The sequence below is a fragment of the Micromonospora sp. KC213 genome (genome assembly GCF_004348325.1).
Lineage (GTDB): Bacteria > Actinomycetota > Actinomycetes > Mycobacteriales > Micromonosporaceae > Micromonospora.
In genome coordinates this window covers 1-17,058 of the sequence record NZ_SMKF01000016.1, presented here as the reverse complement: position 1 = coordinate 17,058, position 17,058 = coordinate 1, and the positions used below count along the sequence as shown (strand labels likewise).

Below are 17,058 nucleotides of genomic sequence, written 5' to 3'. Positions count from 1 at the left end.
GTGTAGACAATGGCTATCCGTAAGTACAAGCCGACGACGCCGGGCCGGCGTGGCTCCAGCGTCGCCGACTTCGCCGAGATCACCCGGTCGACGCCGGAGAAGTCGCTACTGGCTCCGTTGCCGAAGAAGGGCGGTCGCAACGCCCACGGTCGGATCACCGCCCGGCACCACGGCGGTGGGCACAAGCGGCAGTACCGTCTGATCGACTTCAAGCGGGTCGACAAGGACGGCGTGCCGGCGAAGGTCGCCCACATCGAGTACGACCCGAACCGCACCGCGCGCATCGCGCTGCTGCACTACGCCGACGGCGAGAAGCGCTACATCCTCGCGCCGAAGGACCTGAAGCAGGGCGACGCGGTCGAGTCGGGCCCGAGCGCGGACATCAAGCCGGGCAACAACCTGCCGCTGCGCAACATCCCGGTCGGTACGACGATCCACAACGTGGAGCTTCGTCCGGGTGGTGGCGCCAAGCTGGCCCGTTCGGCCGGCGTCGGCATCCAGCTGCTCGGCCGGGAGGGCGCGTACGCGACCCTGCGCATGCCGTCCGGCGAGATCCGGCGGGTCGACGTGCGGTGCCGCGCGAGCATCGGCGAGATCGGCAACGCCGACCAGTCGAACATCAACTGGGGTAAGGCCGGCCGGATGCGGTGGAAGGGCAAGCGCCCGACCGTCCGTGGTGTCGCGATGAACCCGGTCGACCACCCGCACGGTGGTGGTGAGGGTAAGACCTCCGGTGGCCGCCACCCGGTCAACCCGCAGGGTAAGCCCGAGGGCCGCACCCGTCGTAAGGGCCAGCCGAGCGACCGGCTGATCGTCCGCCGCCGCTACGCCACGCGTAAGCGCGGCTGAGGGAGATAGAGCATGCCTCGCAGCCTGAAGAAGGGCCCGTTCATCGACGACCACCTGCTCAAGAAGGTGGAGACGCAGAACGACAAGGGCTCGAAGAACGTCATCAAGACCTGGTCGCGGCGCTCGACGATCATTCCCGAGATGCTCGGGCACACGATCGCCGTGCACGACGGACGCAAGCACGTCCCGGTGTTCGTGACCGAGGCCATGGTCGGGCACAAGCTCGGCGAGTTCGCGCTGACCCGCACGTTCAAGGGTCACGAGAAGGACGACCGGAAGAGCCGCCGGCGCTGACGCCGCGGGCATACGGATAGAGGAACAAGGGGTTACAGCGATGCCAGGAAAGGGCGACGCTCCGGTGCTTCCGGGCGCGCGGGCGGTTGCGCGACACGTGCGCATCTCGCCGATGAAGGCGCGCCGGGTGGTCAACCTCGTCCGCGGCCTGCCCGCGAAGGAGGCGCTCACGGTGCTGCAGTTCGCGCCGCAGGCTGCGAGCGAGCAGGTGTACAAGGTGCTCGCGAGCGCGATCGCCAACGCGGAGAACAACGAGCGGCTGGACCCCGACGCGCTGCTCGTCAGCGAGGCGTTCGTCGACGAGGGCCCGACGATGAAGCGGTTCCGGCCGCGGGCGCAGGGCCGGGCGTACCGGATCCGCAAGCGCACCTGCCACATCACCGTGGCGGTGGAGGCGGTCGCGCCGGCCGCGCCGAAGAAGTCGGCGAAGAAGGCCGAGCCGGCGAACCAGGCCGGGGCGGCTGAGGGGCAGAGCACGACGGAGGGTGCCGAGTAATGGGTCAGAAGGTTCACCCCACTGGGTTCCGGCTCGGCATCTCGACCGACTGGAAGTCCCGCTGGTTCGCAGACAAGCTCTACAAGGACTACATCGGCGAGGACGTCAAGATCCGCCGGATGATGTCCAAGGGCCTGGAGCGCGCCGGCATTTCCAAGGTCGACATCGAGCGCACCCGGGACCGGGTCCGCGTGGACATCCACACCGCCCGGCCGGGCATCGTCATCGGCCGTAAGGGTGCGGAGGCCGACCGGATCCGCGGCGAGCTGGAGAAGCTCACCGGCAAGCAGGTCCAGCTGAACATCATCGAGGTGAAGAGCCCCGAGTCGGACGCGCAGCTGGTCGCCCAGGGCGTCGCCGAGCAGCTCTCCAGCCGGGTCAGCTTCCGCCGTGCGATGCGCAAGGCGATGCAGTCGGCGATGAAGAACCCGGTCTGCAAGGGCATCCGGGTCCAGGTCTCGGGCCGCCTCGGCGGCGCCGAGATGAGCCGGACCGAGTTCTACCGCGAGGGTCGGGTCCCGCTGCACACGCTGCGGGCCAACATCGAGTACGGCTTCTTCGAGGCCCGGACCACCTTCGGCCGGATCGGCGTGAAGGTCTGGATCTACAAGGGCGACGCCGTCCCGGGCCGGGAGGCTCCGGCCGAGACCGGCCCGTCCCGCCCGCGCCGTGACCGTGGCGACCGCCCCGAGCGGCCGCGCCGTGGCCGGTCGGGTTCGTCCGGCACGACCGCCGGTGGCACCGAGGCCGGCCGGGCTGCCGCGACCACCATCGCGCAGCAGGCGGAGACGCCGGCCGGTGAGCCGGTCGACGCCGGGGCCGTGGCCGCAGCCGCGACTCAGCCGGCAGAAACGCAGCAGGAGGGCTGACAGATGCTGATGCCGCGCAAGCCCCCGAAGGGCTTCCGCAAGCCGCACCACCCGGACCGCAGTGGCGCGTCCAAGGGTGGTAACCGGGTGGTGTTCGGCGAGTTCGGGATCCAGGCTCTCGAGCCGGCGTACGTGACCAACCGCCAGATCGAGTCGGCGCGTATCGCGATGACCCGCCACATCAAGCGTGGCGGCAAGGTCTGGATCACGATCTTCCCGGACCAGGCCCTGACCAAGAAGCCGGCGGAAACCCGGATGGGTTCCGGTAAGGGCTCGCCCGAGTGGTGGGTCGCCAACGTGAAGCCGGGGCGGGTTCTCTTCGAGATGTCCTTCCCCAACGAGCAGATCGCGCGAGAGGCGATGCGTCGCGCGATCCACAAGCTCCCGATGAAGTGCCGCATTGTGACGCGCGAAGTGGGTGAATCCTGATGGCAGCGGGCGTCAAGCCTTCCGAGCTGCGTGAGCTCTCCGAGGAGGAGCTGGTCACGAAGCTGCGCGAGGCCAAGGCGGAGCTGTTCAACCTCCGCGTGCAGGCCGCAACCGGGCAGCTGGACAACAACCGGCGGCTGCAGGTCATCCGTCGGGAGATCGCCCGGATCTACACGATCATGCGTGAGCGCGAGCTGGGGCTCTCGGCCGCGCCGACTGAGGTGACTGCATCATGAGCGAGAACACCACCGCCGCCGCGCGGGCCCGCCGTAAGGTGCGTGAGGGCCTCGTAGTCAGCGACAAGATGGAAAAGACCGTCGTGGTCGAGGTCGAGGACCGGGTCAAGCACGCGCTGTACGGCAAGATCATGCGCCGGACCAGCAAGCTGAAGGTGCACGACGAGCAGAACTCGGCCGGCATCGGCGACCGGGTCCTGATCATGGAGACCCGGCCGCTCTCCGCCACCAAGCGGTGGCGGCTCGTGGAGATCCTCGAGAAGGCCAAGTAGCGAAGGCTCGAGCTCGGCCGGCATCGGTCGGGCGCAGGTTCCGCCAGGCTCCGGCCGCCCGCGGGCGGCCGGAGAACCGGCAGACATAGGAGATAGACGTGATTCAGCAGGAGTCGCGACTGCGCGTCGCCGACAACACGGGTGCCCGGGAGATCCTGTGCATCCGGGTTCTCGGTGGCTCCGGTCGGCGCTACGCGAGCATCGGCGACGTCATCGTGGCCACGGTCAAGGACGCGATCCCGGGTGCCGGTGTGAAGAAGGGCGACGTCGTCAAGGCCGTCGTCGTCCGCACCGCCAAGGAGAAGCGGCGGCCGGACGGCTCGTACATCCGCTTCGACGAGAACGCCGCCGTCATCATCAAGGACGGTGGGGACCCGCGCGGTACCCGTATCTTCGGCCCGGTGGGCCGGGAGCTGCGGGACAAGCGGTTCATGAAGATCATTTCTCTCGCGCCGGAGGTGTTGTGACCGTGAAGGTCAAGAAGGGCGACACGGTCGTCGTCATCGCCGGCAAGGACAAGGGCGCCAAGGGCAAGGTCATCGCGGCCTACCCGCGGCAGGACAAGGTCCTGGTCGAGGGCGTGAACCGGGTCAAGAAGCACACCCGCATCAGCACCACCCAGCGTGGCGCCAAGACCGGTGGCATCGTCACCCAGGAGGCCCCGATCCACGTCTCGAACGTGCAGGTCCTGGACTCCGACGGGAACCCGACCCGCGTCGGCTACCGCATCGACGACAACGGCCAGAAGGTCCGCATCGCGCGTAGCACCGGTAAGGACCTGTGATGACCACGGCTACCGAAACCAAAACCATGCCGCGCCTCAAGGAGCGGTACCGTAACGAGATCGTGGCCGAGCTGCAGAAGCAGCACAACTACGCGAACCCCATGCAGGTTCCGCGGTTGGTCAAGATCGTCGTCAACATGGGTGTCGGCGAGGCCGCTCGCGACGCCAAGCTGATCGACGGCGCGGTCCGCGACCTGGCCACCATCACCGGCCAGAAGCCGCTGGTGCGGCGCGCGACCAAGTCGATCGCGCAGTTCAAGCTGCGCGAGGGCATGCCGATCGGCGCGAAGGTCACCCTCCGCGGCGACCGGATGTGGGAGTTCCTGGACCGGCTGCTGTCCATCGCGCTGCCGCGTATCCGTGACTTCCGCGGCCTGGACGGGCGCAAGCTCGACGGGCACGGCAACTACACGTTCGGTCTGACCGAGCAGTCGGTGTTCCACGAGATCGACCAGGACAAGATCGATCGCCAGCGGGGCATGGACATCACGGTGGTCACGACCGCCACGACCGACGACGAGGGCCGGGCGCTGCTCAAGCTCCTGGGCTTCCCGTTCAAGGAGAACTGAGCGAATGGCCAAGAAGGCGCTGATCCTCAAGGCGGCCGCGAAGCCGAAGTTCTCGGTTCGCGCGTACACCCGCTGCCAGCGGTGCGGGCGTCCGAAGGCGGTCTACCGCAAGTTCGGTCTCTGCCGGGTGTGCATCCGGGAGATGGCCCACCGCGGTGAGCTGCCCGGCGTGTCCAAGGCTTCCTGGTAATAGCCCGGCGCGCTTCGCGCGTCAGCTGAACTGTCTCTTCGCCGTAGGCCCCGGGCCCTGCCCGGGGAACCCCGGCGAGAAAGGTTGACGAATTTCATGACGATGACCGACCCGATCGCAGACATGCTCACGCGTCTGCGTAACGCCAACCAGGCGTACCACGACCGGGTGACGATGCCGTACTCCAAGATCAAGGCCAACATCGCCGAGGTCCTGAAGGCCGAGGGCTACATCGCCACCTGGTCGGTCGAGGAGCCCGAGGAGGGCGCCGTCGGCAAGCGACTGGTCGTCGAGCTGAAGTACGGCCAGAACCGCGAGCGCAGCCTGGCCGGCATCAAGCGAGTGTCCAAGCCCGGTCTCCGGGTGTACGCCAAGTCGGACGGGCTCCCGCGGGTGCTCGGCGGGCTGGGCGTGGCGATCATTTCGACGTCCCAGGGGCTGCTCACCGACCGGCAGGCCCGCAAGCGGAGCGTTGGCGGGGAAGTCCTCGCCTTCGTCTGGTAACGGGAGACAGGTAGAAATGTCGCGTATTGGACGTAAGTCGATCCCGGTACCGGCCGGCGTCGACATCACGATCGAGGGCCAGACCGTCAAGGTCAAGGGCCCCAAGGGCGAGCTGTCCCACACGCTCGCGGAGCCGATCACGGCGGAGCGGGGCGAGGACGGCCAGCTGCACGTCAGCCGGCCCAACGACGAGCGCAAGGCCAAGGAGCTGCACGGCCTGAGCCGTACCCTGGTCGCCAACATGATCGTCGGGGTGACCGAGGGCTACCGCAAGAGCCTGGAGATCGCCGGCACCGGTTACCGCGTCACCGCCAAGGGCAAGGACCTCGAGTTCGCGCTCGGGTTCTCGCACCCGGTGCTGGTGCCCGCCCCGGACGGCATCACCTTCACGGTGGAGAGGCCGACGCTGTTCCACGTGGCCGGCATCGACAAGCAGCAGGTCGGTGAGGTCGCCGCCAACATCCGGAAGATCCGCCCGCCGGAGCCCTACAAGGGCAAGGGCGTGAAGTACCAGGGCGAGGTCATCCGCCGTAAGGCCGGAAAGGCAGGTAAGAAGTGAGCGCCACGCTGCTCAAGCGCCGCCGCGGCGTCGCCGCCAAGCGCGCCGTCGGGCGTGCGCGTCGGCACTTCCGGGTCCGCAAGAACATCAGCGGTACGCCCGAGCGTCCCCGCTTGGTGGTCACCCGCTCCCTGCGGCACATCGTCGCCCAGATCGTGGACGACACCAAGGGTCACACCCTGGCGTCGGCCTCGACTCTGGACGCCTCGCTGCGCGGTGCGGAGGGCGACAAGAGCGCCCTGGCCGGCAAGGTCGGCGCTCTGCTCGCCGAGCGGGCCAAGGCGGTCGGTGTGTCCAAGGTCGTCTTCGACCGCGGTGGCAACCGGTACGCGGGGCGGGTAGCCGCGCTTGCCGACGCCGCCCGCGAAGCCGGGCTCGAGTTCTAGAAACCCCGTCACGAGAGAGAAGGAAGGCTGCTGATGCCAGGTCAACAGCGCCGTGGCGGCGGGTCCGGTGGCAACGAGGGTGGTCGCCGCGACAACCGCCGTGAGGGCGGCCGCGGAAACGCGCCCGTCGAGAAGACCCCGCACCTCGAGCGGGTCGTCGCGATCAACCGCGTCGCCAAGGTCGTGAAGGGTGGTCGTCGCTTCAGCTTCACCGCCCTGGTGATCGTGGGCGACGGCGACGGCACCGTCGGCGTGGGCTACGGAAAGGCCAAGGAGGTGCCCGCGGCGATCGCCAAGGGTGTCGAGGAGGCCAAGAAGCACTTCTTCAAGGTGCCGCGGATCGGTCAGTCGATCCCGCACCCGGTGCAGGGCGAGGAAGCCGCCGGTGTGGTGCTGCTCAAGCCGGCCTCCGCCGGTACGGGTGTCATCGCCGGTGGTCCGGTGCGCGCCGTCCTGGAGTGCGCGGGCATCCACGACGTGCTCTCCAAGAGCCTCGGCTCGTCCAACCCGATCAACATCGTGCACGCCACGGTGGCCGCGCTGAAGGGGCTCGAGTCCCCGGAGGCGGTGGCGGCCCGTCGGGGTCTGCCGGTCGAGGACGTCGCGCCGGCCGCCATGCTGGCGTCGCGGGCGGGGGTGGCCTCCTGATGGCACGCCTGAAGGTCACCCAGGTCCGGTCCGAGATCGGGACCAAGCAGAACCAGCGTGACTCGCTGCGTTCGCTCGGTCTGAAGCGGATCAACGACGTGGTGGTCAAGGAGGATCGTCCGGAGATCCGCGGCATGATCTTCGCGGTCAACCACCTCGTGAAGGTCGAGGAGGTCGAGTAATGACGATCAAGGTTCACCACCTGCGTCCGGCTCCGGGCGCCAAGACCGCGAAGACCCGGGTGGGTCGTGGTGAGGCGTCCAAGGGCAAGACCGCCGGTCGCGGTACCAAGGGCTCGAAGGCCCGCAAGAACATCTCGGCGGCGTTCGAGGGTGGCCAGATGCCCATCCACATGCGCCTGCCCAAGATGAAGGGCTTCAAGAACAAGTTCAAGGTCGTCTTCCAGGTGGTCAACCTGGACCGGCTGGCCGAGCTGTTCCCCAACGGCGGCCAGGTCGGCCCGCAGGAGCTGGTGGACGCCGGCGCGGTCCGCAAGGGCCAGCCGGTGAAGGTCCTCGGCAGCGGCGACCTCGGTGGTGTGGCTCTCCAGGTGTCGGCGCACGCGTTCAGCGCGTCGGCCAAGGAGAAGATCACCGCCGCCGGTGGCTCGGTGACCGAGCTGTAAGGCACGGATTCATGGCGCCCGCCCAGTTTTCCTCTACTGGGCGGGCGCCATGGTCTACCAGGCGCGTGTGCGCCGGGTAACATCGGATTCGTTTTATGTAGCCGGGCGCATCTGCCCGGACCGGGATCGGGCTGTTAGAGTCCCTTCCCAGCCATGGATATCGGGCACTCGCCCGAAACCACCCCGACCCGCCAGGGATCACCGGCGGCCCGCCTCGCGCAGGAGGAAGAAGTTGCTGTCCGCCTTTCTCAGTGCGTTCCGTACGCCTGACCTGCGCAAGAAGCTGCTGTTCACAGTAGGCATCATCGCGGTCTACCGGCTGGGCGCGACGCTGCCCAGCCCGGGCGTCTCGTACGGCAACGTGCAGAAGTGCCTCGACAAGGTCCAGGAGGGTGGGAGCACCGGTGTGCTCAACCTGCTGGACCTGTTCTCCGGTGGCGCGCTGCTGCAGCTGTCGGTCTTCGCGCTGGGCATCATGCCCTACATCACCGCGTCGATCATCCTGCAGCTGCTGACGGTGGTCATCCCGCGGCTGGAGCAGCTCCGCAAGGAGGGCCAGGCCGGCCAGGCGAAGATCACCCAGTACACCCGCTACCTGACCCTGGGGCTGGGTATCCTGCAGTCGTCGGCGTTCGTGGCGCTGGCCCGCTCCGGGCAGCTGTTCAACAACCAGTGCGACGAGTTCCCGATCGTGCCCGAGGGCACCGGCATCCCGAACTGGCTCACCCTGAGCATCCTGGTCATGACGATGACCGCCGGCACCGGCATGGTGATGTGGCTCGGCGAGCTGATCACCGACCGCGGCGTCGGCAACGGCATGTCCGTCCTCATCTTCACCTCGATCGCCGCCCGGCTCCCCAGCGAGGGCTGGAAGATCAAGACCAACGAGGGCTGGGCCAAGTTCGCTCTGGTGCTCGCCCTGGTCCTGCTGGTCATCACCGCGGTCTGCTTCATCGAGCAGGCGCAGCGCCGGATCCCGGTGCAGTACGCCAAGCGGATGATCGGCCGACGGATGTACGGCGGCACCTCGACCTACATCCCGCTGAAGGTCAACCAGGCGGGTGTCATCCCGGTCATCTTCGCCTCGTCGCTGCTCTACCTGCCGCAGCTGGCCCTGCAGTTCTTCGACCCGAACGACCCGGGCAAGGTCCAGGCGTGGATCCAGAACCACATCGTCAAGGCGACCGCGCCCGAGCACATCATCATCTACTTCCTGCTCATCATCTTCTTCACGTACTTCTACGTGTCGATCACGTTCAACCCGACCGAGGTCGCGGACAACATGAAGAAGTACGGCGGCTTCGTGCCGGGCATCCGCCCGGGCAAGCCGACCGCGGAGTACCTCGACTTCATCCTCAGCCGGATCACCCTGCCGGGTGCGCTCTACCTGGGTCTGGTCGCGGTCCTGCCGAACTTCTTCTTCATCTGGCTGAACAGCGAGCAGTTCCTCAACTTCCCGTTCGGCGGCACCGCTGTGCTCATCATGGTCGGCGTCGGTCTGGAGACCGTGAAGCAGATCGAGAGCCAACTCATGCAGCGGAACTACGAAGGGTTCCTGCGGTAGATGCGACTCGTTCTGGTTGGCCCGCCGGGCGCGGGCAAGGGCACACAGGCGGAGTTCATCGCCGCGCACCTCGCGGTGCCGAAGATCTCGACCGGTGACATCTTCCGGTCGAACGTCTCGCAGGGCACTCCGCTGGGTGTCGAGGCCAGGCGCTACATGGATGCCGGCAAGCTGGTCCCGGACGAGGTCACCATCAACATGGTCCGGGACCGGCTCGCCGAGCCGGACGCCGCCGACGGCTTCCTGCTCGACGGCTTTCCCCGGACCACCCCGCAGGCCGCCGCGCTGGACAAGCTCCTCGCCGACCTCGGCAGCGCGCTGGACCTGGTGCTGGAGCTGGTCGTCGACGACGACGAGGTGATTCGGCGGCTGTCCGGGCGGCGCACCTGCCGGGGCTGCGGCAAGATCTGGCACGTCGAGTTCGACGCCACCACGCGTGAGGGTGTCTGCGACCGCTGTGGTGCCGCGTTGTTCCAACGGGACGACGACAAGCCGGAGACCATCGCGGCCCGGTTGCGGGAGTACGCCGACAAGACCGCGCCGCTGGTGGACTACTACGGCGCCCAGGGCAAGCTGGTCGGCATCGACGCCACCGGCCCGGTGGAGGACGTCACGGTCCGCGCCATCGACGCGCTGCGCTCGTACGGCGGGTGACACCTCCGCCGGGAGCCGGCGGATAGAGTGGCAACAGCGGGGTACGTGCCGACGTGCCCCGCTGTTCGCTGTCCGGTAACGAAAGGTGATCGCTCGATGCGCCGTCCCCAGCTGGACATCCAGCTGAAGACCCCCGACCAGATCGAGAAGATGCGGGCCGCCGGTCTGGTGGTCGCCGAGGCCCTGCGTCGGATGCGGGAGGCGGTGGCTCCCGGGGTCAGCACCGCCGACCTGGACGCGATCGCCGAGGCGACCATCCGTGAGGCGGGTGCGGTCCCGTCGTTCAAGGGCTACCACGGCTTCCCCGCCTCGATCTGCTCCTCGGTCAACGAACAGGTGGTGCACGCCATCCCGTCGCCGCAGCAGGTGCTCCGCGACGGTGACCTGATCTCGATCGACTGCGGGGCGGTGCTGGACGGATGGCACGGCGACGCGGCGATCACCGTCGGCGTGGGTGACGTCGCCCCGGCGCTGCTGAGAATGGCCGCTGTCGCCGAGGACGCGATGTGGGCGGGCATCGCGGCTGCCGCGCGTGGTGCCGCCAGTGGGAAGGGTCGGCTGACCGACATCTCTCACGCGGTGGAGGTCGCGGTCCGCAAGGGCGGCCGGTACGGCATCGTCGACGGCTACGGCGGGCACGGCATCGGCACCGAGATGCACCAGGATCCGCACGTGCTGAACCATGGCCGCCCGGGCAAGGGCCCCCGACTGGTGCCCGGCATGGCGCTGGCCATCGAGCCGATGATCACCATGGGTTCGCCGCGTACGGTCGAACTGGCCGACGGCTGGACGGTCGTCACCCGGGACAGGTCGATGGCCGTACACGTCGAACACTCGATGGCCCTGCTGCCGGACGGGGTCTGGGTGCTCACCGCGTTCGACGGCGGCCGGGCCCGCCTCGGCGATCTGGTCACCGCCCGCCAGCCCGCCGACTTCCCGGCGGCCTGACCGCGCCGCCGGGTGGAGGATCGGCTCCGGTTGCGGACGCTTGGAGTCCCCGGCAGTGGGGACGCCGCGGTTTGCGGCAGCTTGTGAAGGCGTGCCGGCGGAAGCGCTCTCGGGCGGCGGGGGAGTGGCGTGGGTCACGCGAAATCCTCCGGCCGGGCGACCGACCGGGTGGCCGGTTTGGCGAGCGCCGCCGGCCGGCGTACACTTTCTGATCGGCGCACAGCGTCCACTCCGGCATGCCCACTAGCGCTTCAGTGGGAGCCGGAGCCGCGGCTGGCGCGGGCTCTCGATCATGATCGGAAGCCCGTGTAAGACGTTGTGGGCCGTCCGGAGTAACCGACGTCAGGACAGCGGAGGACATGCCGAAAAAAGACGGAGCCATCGAGATCGAGGGTCGGGTCATCGAGCCCCTGCCGAACGCCATGTTCCGGGTGGAGCTCGCGAACGGCCACAAGGTGCTGGCTCACATCAGCGGCAAGATGCGGCAGCACTACATCCGTATCCTGCCGGAGGACCGGGTCGTCGTCGAACTCTCGCCGTACGATCTGACCCGCGGGCGCATCGTCTACCGCTACAAGTAAGCCTGACGACGGCCGGGACGTCCCCGTGTCCGTCTTCGACGTCCGGCGTCGCGCGTCGTCGCGACTCCGGGCCAGATGGGAAGTAAGGCAACCGTGAAGGTCAAGCCGAGCGTCAAGAGGATCTGCAACAAGTGCCGGGTGATCCGCCGGCACGGCCGGGTCATGGTCATCTGCCAGGACCCGCGCCACAAGCAGCGCCAGGGCTGAGTCGTCCCCGCCGACCGTGACGAGCGGCGGCGGAGCCTCACCCGGCGGGCAGATCCCCACCGCACACATCATCAGCTCGTCCCAGCCGCGAGCGGTACGCAGGGCGTACTCGATCGTGGCTGACCCCCGGTCGGAGGCCGGGGCCCGCTTGGGCAGCGACCATCCCCGGTCGGCGGCGCGAAGGCGCCGGAGGGACAGGGCGGTCGGTAGCGGGGTGGGACGGGTCCACACCTCCGCCACAACATCACGAGGAGTACGCCCGCACATGGCACGTCTAGTCGGCGTGGACCTCCCCCGCGAGAAGCGGATGGAGATCGCGCTCACCTACATCTTCGGGGTCGGCCGCACGCGCGCCCTGGAGACGCTCGCCGCCACCGGCATCTCGCCGGACAAGCGCGCTCGGGACCTCACGGACGAGGAGCTGGTGCAGCTCCGCGACCACATCGAGGCGAACTACAAGGTTGAAGGTGACCTGCGCCGCGAGGTCGCCGCTGACATCCGCCGCAAGGTTGAGATCGGCTGCTACGCCGGCATCCGGCACCGCCGGGGCCTGCCTGTGCGTGGCCAGCGGACCCGGACCAACGCGCGGACCCGCAAGGGCCCGAAGCGGACCGTGGCCGGCAAGAAGAAGCCCGGCAAGAAGTAAGACGTAGACCGGAATACGGGTCTAGGTCCGCCGAGCAAGGCCAGGCCGCAACCTGTATCGGGAAGTCAACTAGGAGCGCACAGACTTATGCCACCGAAGGCTCGTGCCGGAGCCGCTGTCAAGAAGGTCCGGCGCAAGGAACGCAAGAACGTCGCCCACGGGCAGGCGCACATCAAGAGCACCTTCAACAACACCATCGTGTCCATCACGGACCCGACCGGTGCGGTCATCTCCTGGGCCTCCGCGGGCCAGGTGGGTTTCAAGGGCTCCCGCAAGTCGACTCCGTTCGCCGCGCAGCTGGCCGCCGAGGCCGCCGCGCGTCGGGCCATGGAGCACGGCATGCGCAAGGTCGACGTGTTCGTCAAGGGCCCCGGCTCCGGTCGGGAGACCGCCATCCGTTCGCTGCAGGCCGTGGGCCTCGAGGTCGGGCAGATCTCCGACGTCACCCCGCAGCCGCACAACGGCTGCCGTCCGCCGAAGCGTCGCCGGGTCTGAGAGGTTAGAGAGAGATGGCTCGTTACACCGGTGCTGACTGCCGCCGTTGCCGGCGGGAGAAGATGAAGCTGTTCCTCAAGGGCAGCAAGTGCGATGGACCGAAGTGCCCGTTCGAGTCCCGGCCGTTCCCGCCCGGGCAGCACGGCCGCGGCCGCACCAAGGAGACGGAGTACCTGCTCCAGCTCCGTGAGAAGCAGAAGGCCCGTCGCGTCTACGGCGTGCTGGAGAAGCAGTTCCGCGGTTACTACGAGGAGGCTGTGGCCAAGCAGGCCAAGACCGGTGAGGTCCTCCTGCAGATCCTCGAGTCGCGGCTGGACAACGTGGTCTACCGGGCCGGTTACGCCGGTTCCCGGGACATGGCCCGCCAGTTGGTCAAGCACGGACACTTCACCGTGAACGGCAAAAAGGTCGACATCCCGTCGTACCGGGTCAAGGAGCACGACATCATCGAGGTCCGGGAGAAGAGCAAGCAGCTCACCCCGTTCCTGGTGGCGCAGGCTCAGGCCGGTTCGCGGTCGGTGCCGGCCTGGCTGGAGGCGATCCCCAGCCAGATGAAGATCCTCGTGCACTCGCTGCCGGCCCGCCAGGTGATCGACACCCAGGTGCAGGAGCAGCTGATCGTCGAGCTCTACTCGAAGTAGGGGCTCGTTGCGGTGGTCCGCCCTTCGGGGCGGACCACCGGAACAGTTTTGTCGTGGGCGTCATATAGCGGGCGTCCCGGAAGAGAAGAGAAGAAATGCTCATCAGCCAGCGACCGACCCTCTCCGAGGAGTCGATCAACGAGACCCGGTCCCGGTTCACCATCGAGCCGCTGGAGCCCGGCTTCGGCTACACCCTGGGCAACTCGCTGCGGCGTACGCTGCTGTCGTCCATCCCGGGTGCGGCCGTCACCTCGATCAAGATCGACGGCGTGCTGCACGAGTTCACCACCATCCCCGGGGTCAAGGAGGACGTGGTCGAGCTCGTCATGAACATCAAGGAGCTCTGCGTCAGCTCCGAGCACGATGAGCCGGTCAGCATGTACCTGCGCAAGCAGGGTCCGGGCGACGTGACCGCGGGTGACATCCAGCCCCCGGCCGGCGTCTCGGTGCACAACCCCGACCTCAAGCTCGCCACCCTCAACGGCAAGGGCCGGCTCGACATGGAGCTGACCGTCGAGCGGGGGCGTGGCTACGTCACGGCGGCGCAGAACAAGCAGGCGGGCGCCGAGATCGGCCGGATCCCGGTCGACTCGATCTACTCGCCGGTGCTCAAGGTGACCTACCGGGTCGAGGCGACCCGGGTCGAGCAGCGGACCGACTTCGACCGGCTGATCATCGACGTCGAGACCAAGGCGTCGATGGGGCCGCGTACCGCGCTGGCCTCGGCCGGTTCGACGCTGGTGGAACTCTTCGGCCTGGCCCGGGAGCTGGACGAGACCGCCGAGGGTATCGACATCGGGCCGTCTCCGCAGGACGCTCAGCTCGCGGCGGACCTGGCCCTGCCGATCGAGGAGCTGGACCTCACCGTCCGCTCCTACAACTGCCTCAAGCGCGAGGGCATCAACTCCGTTGGTGAGCTGATCGGGCGCACCGAGGCCGACCTCCTCGACATCCGCAATTTCGGTCAGAAGTCGATCGACGAGGTCAAGATGAAGCTCGCCGGGATGGGTCTGGGGCTGAAGGACTCGGCCCCGAACTTCGACCCGGCGCACGTCGTGGACGCCTTCGGCGAGGCCGACTACGACACCGACGACTACCGCGAGACCGAGCAGCTCTAGTCCGCGCTGCCGCCACACCTGAGGAGCACCAACAATGCCCACGCCCACCAAGGGCCCCCGCCTCGGCGGCAGCCCCGCGCACGAGCGGCTGATGCTGGCCAACCTGGCCACCGCGCTGTTCCAGCACGGCAAGATCCAGACCACCGAGACGAAGGCCCGGCGGCTGCGTCCGCTGGCCGAGCAGCTCATCACCAAGGCCAAGCGGGGCGACCTCGCGTCGCGGCGGCGGGTGCTGGGCGTCGTCAAGGACAAGGACGTGGTCTACGCCCTGTTCGACCAGATCGCGCCCCGGTACGCCAACCGCAACGGTGGCTACACCCGGATCGTGAAGACCGGTCCGCGCAAGGGTGACGCCGCTCCCATGGCGATCATCGAGTTGGTCGAGGAGCTTCAGGTCGCCGAGCCCAAGGCGAACAAGAAGACCGCTGCCCGCAAGACCGCCCAGCAGGACAAGGTCGAGGCGCTCGCGCCGGCGGAGGAGACCCCGAAGTCGACCGACGACGACCAGGACGCCGAGGCTCCGGTGTCGGCGTCCGGCGACACCGCCGCGGCGCGCGAGGACAGCGACCTCGCCGTCGAGGAGAACAACGAGCAGAACAAGGCCTGAGCAAGGTCTTCGTCGGGCCCGGCATCCCTGTGGGTGCCGGGCCCGACCCGTGACTGGAGGTACGCGGTGGACGGACGGACCCGGCTGCGGCTGGACGTGTCGTACGACGGCACCGACTTCTCCGGCTGGGCGGTCCAGCCGACCCGCCGTACGGTCGCCGGGGTGCTCACCGAGACGCTGGACCTGGTGCTCGGGGCGGGCGCCGCGACCGGCCTGACCGTGGCCGGCCGGACCGACGCCGGGGTGCACGCCACCGGGCAGGTCTGCCACCTCGACCTGCCCGCGACCGTGTGGCGGGAGCACGAGGGACGGCTGCTGCGCCGGCTGGCCCGGCTGCTCCCCGGCGACGTGCGGGTCCGGGCGATGACCGAGGTGCCGGCCGACTTCGACGCCCGGTTCTCGGCGACCTTCCGGCGCTACGAATACCGGGTCACCGACGCGCCCTGGGGCGTCGAGCCGCTGCGCCGACGGGACACCCTGGCCTGGCCCAGGCCACTGGACCTGGCCGCGGTGAACGCGGCGGCGGCGGGCCTGGTGGGGGAACACGACTTCGCCGCGTACTGCCGGCGCAAGGAGAACGCCACCACGCTGCGCGAGGTGACCCGGCTGGACTGGCGACGCGACCCGGACGGCATTCTGGTCGCCACCGTGCAGGCCGACGCCTTCTGCCAGAACATGGTGCGCAGCCTGGTCGGCGCGATGCTGGTCGCCGGGGACGGCCGCCGCCCGGCGGCGTGGCCGGCCAGCCTGCTGACCCGGCGGGAACGGTCCAGCGAGGTGACCGTCGCGCCCGCGCACGGGCTGGCCCTGGTCGAGGTCGGCTACCCGGCCGACCCGGCGGAGTACGCCCGCCGTGCCGACCTCACCCGTCGGCTGCGGGTACCCGCCGAGGCGTGAGCCGGGCGAGGCCCGGCCCGCTGCGCGGACCGGGCCTCGCCCGCTGTCGGCCGGTTCAGTCCTGCGGCGGGTCCTCCCCGCCGTGGCGGTCGGCGCCCTCCCGGGTGGTGGGCTGTCCGGCGTAGCCGCCGGTGGTGCGCCGCTGGAGCACGCTCTGGTCGAGGTGCAGTTCCAGCATGTCGTACAGGATCTCGCGGGCGGTGGTGTCGTTGGCCGGCAGCGGCTCGCCGTCGGCCCGTACCACCAGGCAGTAGGCGACGTAGTGGCCGCGTACCTGCCAACCGACCCGGGCAGCGGCGGTGCTGACCGCCTCGGTGCCGTCGCCGGCGGCCATCCCCCGGAAGCGGCCCTGTCGCTCGTCGAGCAACTCCCGGATCCGCCCCTGGACCTGCTGGGCGGTGCCCCGGTCGGGGAGGTTGAACAGGCCGACGGTGGCCAGGCGCCGGCGGTCGGCGGTGCGTACCGTCGCCCGGACCACCTGGCTGCATCCGAGCCGGACCAGCAAATCACCGAGCTCCCCGGTGGCCGCCACCGCGCAACTGCCGCTGGAGTGGGTCTTCAGTACCTCGTACGCGGGCTCGCCGGCGGTGATCACCAGCGTCTTGCCGGGAAACACCTCCTTGGCGGTCAGCGGCTGTCGGTCGGTGTCCCGGGAGTCGAGGTCGCCTCCGGCCGGCTCGGCACCGGGGACGGTCGTGCCCGGCGATGGGTCCGGCGCGGCCTGCTCGGTACGTTCGATCAGGACGGCGGCGGCGCCGATGCCGCAGAGTGCCAGCAGCACCAGCACCGCGGCGCCGCCCACGACGGCCTGCCAGAACCGGCTGCCGGCGCCGCCACGTCCGGCGGCGGAACGACGGGTCGGTTGTGGTTCCGGTGCGGCGCCCGGGGCGGACCCGTGGGTGTGCGGTGGGTCTGGAACCGGGACCGACTCGGTCGCCGGGGGCGGGTCCGGGGTTGGCGGTGGAGCGGGTGCCGGCGGCGGTGCGGGTG

The 17,058-nt window shown here is 69.1% G+C and carries 29 protein-coding genes; 28 read left to right on the top strand and 1 reads right to left on the bottom strand.

Annotated elements, in window-relative coordinates; all coding sequences use genetic code 11:
• Positions 1-9: 9 nt before the first annotated feature.
• From rplB to truA, 28 genes are all read left to right on the top strand, one after another.
• Positions 10-849: a 50S ribosomal protein L2 gene (gene rplB / locus E1166_RS06435; protein ID WP_132265331.1), complete on the top strand. Its 840-nt coding sequence runs from the start codon at positions 10-12 to the stop codon at positions 847-849.
• A 12-nt stretch (positions 850-861) separates the two neighbouring features.
• Positions 862-1,143 (top strand): 30S ribosomal protein S19, encoded by a 282-nt coding sequence (gene rpsS / locus E1166_RS06430; protein ID WP_088647003.1) that lies wholly within the window; start codon positions 862-864, stop codon positions 1,141-1,143.
• Between the two features lie 40 nt (positions 1,144-1,183).
• Positions 1,184-1,639, top strand: a complete 456-nt coding sequence (gene rplV / locus E1166_RS06425) for a 50S ribosomal protein L22 (protein WP_132265333.1) — start codon at positions 1,184-1,186, stop codon at positions 1,637-1,639.
• Positions 1,639-2,508: a 30S ribosomal protein S3 gene (rpsC, locus tag E1166_RS06420; protein ID WP_132336630.1), complete on the top strand. Its 870-nt coding sequence runs from the start codon at positions 1,639-1,641 to the stop codon at positions 2,506-2,508. The genes rplV and rpsC overlap by 1 nt, the downstream gene beginning before the upstream one ends.
• Before the next feature lie 3 nt (positions 2,509-2,511).
• A complete protein-coding gene (gene rplP / locus E1166_RS06415; RefSeq protein ID WP_007465292.1) occupies positions 2,512-2,937 on the top strand; it encodes a 50S ribosomal protein L16 in 426 nt (141 codons plus the stop codon).
• Positions 2,937-3,173, top strand: a complete 237-nt coding sequence (rpmC, locus tag E1166_RS06410) for a 50S ribosomal protein L29 (protein WP_013288628.1) — start codon at positions 2,937-2,939, stop codon at positions 3,171-3,173. The genes rplP and rpmC overlap by 1 nt, the downstream gene beginning before the upstream one ends.
• Positions 3,170-3,445 carry a 30S ribosomal protein S17 gene (rpsQ, locus tag E1166_RS06405; RefSeq protein WP_091262798.1) on the top strand — a complete coding sequence of 92 codons (276 nt, stop codon included), beginning with the start codon at positions 3,170-3,172 and terminating at the stop codon, positions 3,443-3,445. Before rpmC ends, rpsQ begins: the two co-directional genes overlap by 4 nt.
• 98 nt (positions 3,446-3,543) lie before the next feature.
• Positions 3,544-3,912 (top strand): 50S ribosomal protein L14, encoded by a 369-nt coding sequence (gene rplN / locus E1166_RS06400; protein ID WP_007073026.1) that lies wholly within the window; start codon positions 3,544-3,546, stop codon positions 3,910-3,912.
• The gene (gene rplX / locus E1166_RS06395) at positions 3,909-4,229 is read left to right on the top strand and encodes a 50S ribosomal protein L24 (RefSeq protein ID WP_207914040.1); all 321 of its coding nucleotides are present in this window, start codon (positions 3,909-3,911) and stop codon (positions 4,227-4,229) included. Before rplN ends, rplX begins: the two co-directional genes overlap by 4 nt.
• The gene (gene rplE, locus E1166_RS06390; RefSeq protein ID WP_132265337.1) at positions 4,229-4,798 is read left to right on the top strand and encodes a 50S ribosomal protein L5; all 570 of its coding nucleotides are present in this window, start codon (positions 4,229-4,231) and stop codon (positions 4,796-4,798) included. Before rplX ends, rplE begins: the two co-directional genes overlap by 1 nt.
• Positions 4,799-4,802: 4 nt before the next feature.
• Positions 4,803-4,988: a type Z 30S ribosomal protein S14 gene (locus E1166_RS06385; protein WP_007073023.1), complete on the top strand. Its 186-nt coding sequence runs from the start codon at positions 4,803-4,805 to the stop codon at positions 4,986-4,988.
• A 96-nt stretch (positions 4,989-5,084) separates the two neighbouring features.
• Positions 5,085-5,492 carry a 30S ribosomal protein S8 gene (gene rpsH, locus E1166_RS06380; protein WP_013288624.1) on the top strand — a complete coding sequence of 136 codons (408 nt, stop codon included), beginning with the start codon at positions 5,085-5,087 and terminating at the stop codon, positions 5,490-5,492.
• 16 nt (positions 5,493-5,508) lie between these two features.
• Positions 5,509-6,051, top strand: a complete 543-nt coding sequence (rplF, locus tag E1166_RS06375) for a 50S ribosomal protein L6 (RefSeq protein ID WP_132336628.1) — start codon at positions 5,509-5,511, stop codon at positions 6,049-6,051.
• The gene (gene rplR / locus E1166_RS06370) at positions 6,048-6,437 is read left to right on the top strand and encodes a 50S ribosomal protein L18 (RefSeq protein WP_132265341.1); all 390 of its coding nucleotides are present in this window, start codon (positions 6,048-6,050) and stop codon (positions 6,435-6,437) included. The genes rplF and rplR overlap by 4 nt, the downstream gene beginning before the upstream one ends.
• Before the next feature lie 33 nt (positions 6,438-6,470).
• The gene (gene rpsE / locus E1166_RS06365) at positions 6,471-7,085 is read left to right on the top strand and encodes a 30S ribosomal protein S5 (RefSeq protein WP_132265343.1); all 615 of its coding nucleotides are present in this window, start codon (positions 6,471-6,473) and stop codon (positions 7,083-7,085) included.
• Positions 7,085-7,267 carry a 50S ribosomal protein L30 gene (rpmD, locus tag E1166_RS06360; RefSeq protein WP_007073018.1) on the top strand — a complete coding sequence of 61 codons (183 nt, stop codon included), beginning with the start codon at positions 7,085-7,087 and terminating at the stop codon, positions 7,265-7,267. The genes rpsE and rpmD overlap by 1 nt, the downstream gene beginning before the upstream one ends.
• Entirely contained in the window at positions 7,267-7,710 is a 444-nt protein-coding gene (gene rplO / locus E1166_RS06355) for a 50S ribosomal protein L15 (protein ID WP_132265345.1), read from the top strand. The genes rpmD and rplO overlap by 1 nt, the downstream gene beginning before the upstream one ends.
• Before the next feature lie 232 nt (positions 7,711-7,942).
• Positions 7,943-9,274 carry a preprotein translocase subunit SecY gene (gene secY / locus E1166_RS06350; RefSeq protein WP_132265347.1) on the top strand — a complete coding sequence of 444 codons (1,332 nt, stop codon included), beginning with the start codon at positions 7,943-7,945 and terminating at the stop codon, positions 9,272-9,274.
• Positions 9,275-9,928, top strand: coding sequence for an adenylate kinase (locus tag E1166_RS06345; RefSeq protein WP_132265350.1), 654 nt, complete (start codon positions 9,275-9,277; stop codon positions 9,926-9,928).
• Positions 9,929-10,024: 96 nt separating this feature from the next.
• A complete protein-coding gene (gene map, locus E1166_RS06340; protein WP_132265352.1) occupies positions 10,025-10,876 on the top strand; it encodes a type I methionyl aminopeptidase in 852 nt (283 codons plus the stop codon).
• 359 nt (positions 10,877-11,235) lie between these two features.
• Positions 11,236-11,457, top strand: coding sequence for a translation initiation factor IF-1 (infA, locus tag E1166_RS06335; protein WP_007073013.1), 222 nt, complete (start codon positions 11,236-11,238; stop codon positions 11,455-11,457).
• A 93-nt stretch (positions 11,458-11,550) separates the two neighbouring features.
• Complete coding sequence (gene rpmJ / locus E1166_RS06330; RefSeq protein WP_073834917.1) at positions 11,551-11,664, top strand: 50S ribosomal protein L36; 114 nt, start codon at positions 11,551-11,553, stop codon at positions 11,662-11,664.
• Between the two features lie 265 nt (positions 11,665-11,929).
• Positions 11,930-12,310 carry a 30S ribosomal protein S13 gene (gene rpsM, locus E1166_RS06325; protein WP_007073012.1) on the top strand — a complete coding sequence of 127 codons (381 nt, stop codon included), beginning with the start codon at positions 11,930-11,932 and terminating at the stop codon, positions 12,308-12,310.
• 87 nt (positions 12,311-12,397) lie between these two features.
• Positions 12,398-12,805 carry a 30S ribosomal protein S11 gene (gene rpsK, locus E1166_RS06320; protein ID WP_007073011.1) on the top strand — a complete coding sequence of 136 codons (408 nt, stop codon included), beginning with the start codon at positions 12,398-12,400 and terminating at the stop codon, positions 12,803-12,805.
• 14 nt (positions 12,806-12,819) lie between these two features.
• Positions 12,820-13,446 carry a 30S ribosomal protein S4 gene (rpsD, locus tag E1166_RS06315; protein ID WP_091594961.1) on the top strand — a complete coding sequence of 209 codons (627 nt, stop codon included), beginning with the start codon at positions 12,820-12,822 and terminating at the stop codon, positions 13,444-13,446.
• Between the two features lie 95 nt (positions 13,447-13,541).
• A complete protein-coding gene (locus E1166_RS06310; protein WP_132265354.1) occupies positions 13,542-14,564 on the top strand; it encodes a DNA-directed RNA polymerase subunit alpha in 1,023 nt (340 codons plus the stop codon).
• 34 nt (positions 14,565-14,598) lie between these two features.
• The gene (gene rplQ, locus E1166_RS06305; RefSeq protein ID WP_132336626.1) at positions 14,599-15,171 is read left to right on the top strand and encodes a 50S ribosomal protein L17; all 573 of its coding nucleotides are present in this window, start codon (positions 14,599-14,601) and stop codon (positions 15,169-15,171) included.
• Positions 15,172-15,237: 66 nt separating this feature from the next.
• Positions 15,238-16,068, top strand: a complete 831-nt coding sequence (truA, locus tag E1166_RS06300) for a tRNA pseudouridine(38-40) synthase TruA (RefSeq protein WP_132336624.1) — start codon at positions 15,238-15,240, stop codon at positions 16,066-16,068.
• A gap of 55 nt (positions 16,069-16,123) precedes the next feature.
• Here truA and E1166_RS06295 read toward each other — a convergent pair whose 3' ends face one another.
• The gene (locus E1166_RS06295) at positions 16,124-16,870 is read right to left on the bottom strand and encodes a hypothetical protein (protein WP_207914039.1); all 747 of its coding nucleotides are present in this window, start codon (positions 16,868-16,870) and stop codon (positions 16,124-16,126) included.
• Positions 16,871-17,058: the final 188 nt, after the last annotated feature.

Excerpts from the sequence above, each read along its gene's own strand:
- rplB (WP_132265331.1), top strand. The coding sequence starts at position 10 with ATGGCTATCCGTAAGTACAAGCCGACGACGCCGGGCCGGCGTGGCTCC.
- rpsS (WP_088647003.1), top strand. The coding sequence starts at position 862 with ATGCCTCGCAGCCTGAAGAAGGGCCCGTTCATCGACGACCACCTGCTC.
- rplV (WP_132265333.1), top strand. The coding sequence starts at position 1,184 with ATGCCAGGAAAGGGCGACGCTCCGGTGCTTCCGGGCGCGCGGGCGGTT.
- rpsC (WP_132336630.1), top strand. The coding sequence starts at position 1,639 with ATGGGTCAGAAGGTTCACCCCACTGGGTTCCGGCTCGGCATCTCGACC.
- rplP (WP_007465292.1), top strand. The coding sequence starts at position 2,512 with ATGCTGATGCCGCGCAAGCCCCCGAAGGGCTTCCGCAAGCCGCACCAC.
- rpmC (WP_013288628.1), top strand. The coding sequence starts at position 2,937 with ATGGCAGCGGGCGTCAAGCCTTCCGAGCTGCGTGAGCTCTCCGAGGAG.
- rpsQ (WP_091262798.1), top strand. The coding sequence starts at position 3,170 with ATGAGCGAGAACACCACCGCCGCCGCGCGGGCCCGCCGTAAGGTGCGT.
- rplE (WP_132265337.1), top strand. The coding sequence starts at position 4,229 with ATGACCACGGCTACCGAAACCAAAACCATGCCGCGCCTCAAGGAGCGG.
- E1166_RS06385 (WP_007073023.1), top strand. The coding sequence starts at position 4,803 with ATGGCCAAGAAGGCGCTGATCCTCAAGGCGGCCGCGAAGCCGAAGTTC.
- rpsH (WP_013288624.1), top strand. The coding sequence starts at position 5,085 with ATGACGATGACCGACCCGATCGCAGACATGCTCACGCGTCTGCGTAAC.
- rplF (WP_132336628.1), top strand. The coding sequence starts at position 5,509 with ATGTCGCGTATTGGACGTAAGTCGATCCCGGTACCGGCCGGCGTCGAC.
- rpsE (WP_132265343.1), top strand. The coding sequence starts at position 6,471 with ATGCCAGGTCAACAGCGCCGTGGCGGCGGGTCCGGTGGCAACGAGGGT.
- rpmD (WP_007073018.1), top strand. The coding sequence starts at position 7,085 with ATGGCACGCCTGAAGGTCACCCAGGTCCGGTCCGAGATCGGGACCAAG.
- rplO (WP_132265345.1), top strand. The coding sequence starts at position 7,267 with ATGACGATCAAGGTTCACCACCTGCGTCCGGCTCCGGGCGCCAAGACC.
- E1166_RS06345 (WP_132265350.1), top strand. The coding sequence starts at position 9,275 with ATGCGACTCGTTCTGGTTGGCCCGCCGGGCGCGGGCAAGGGCACACAG.
- map (WP_132265352.1), top strand. The coding sequence starts at position 10,025 with ATGCGCCGTCCCCAGCTGGACATCCAGCTGAAGACCCCCGACCAGATC.
- infA (WP_007073013.1), top strand. The coding sequence starts at position 11,236 with ATGCCGAAAAAAGACGGAGCCATCGAGATCGAGGGTCGGGTCATCGAG.
- rpsM (WP_007073012.1), top strand. The coding sequence starts at position 11,930 with ATGGCACGTCTAGTCGGCGTGGACCTCCCCCGCGAGAAGCGGATGGAG.
- rpsK (WP_007073011.1), top strand. The coding sequence starts at position 12,398 with ATGCCACCGAAGGCTCGTGCCGGAGCCGCTGTCAAGAAGGTCCGGCGC.
- rpsD (WP_091594961.1), top strand. The coding sequence starts at position 12,820 with ATGGCTCGTTACACCGGTGCTGACTGCCGCCGTTGCCGGCGGGAGAAG.
- E1166_RS06310 (WP_132265354.1), top strand. The coding sequence starts at position 13,542 with ATGCTCATCAGCCAGCGACCGACCCTCTCCGAGGAGTCGATCAACGAG.
- rplQ (WP_132336626.1), top strand. The coding sequence starts at position 14,599 with ATGCCCACGCCCACCAAGGGCCCCCGCCTCGGCGGCAGCCCCGCGCAC.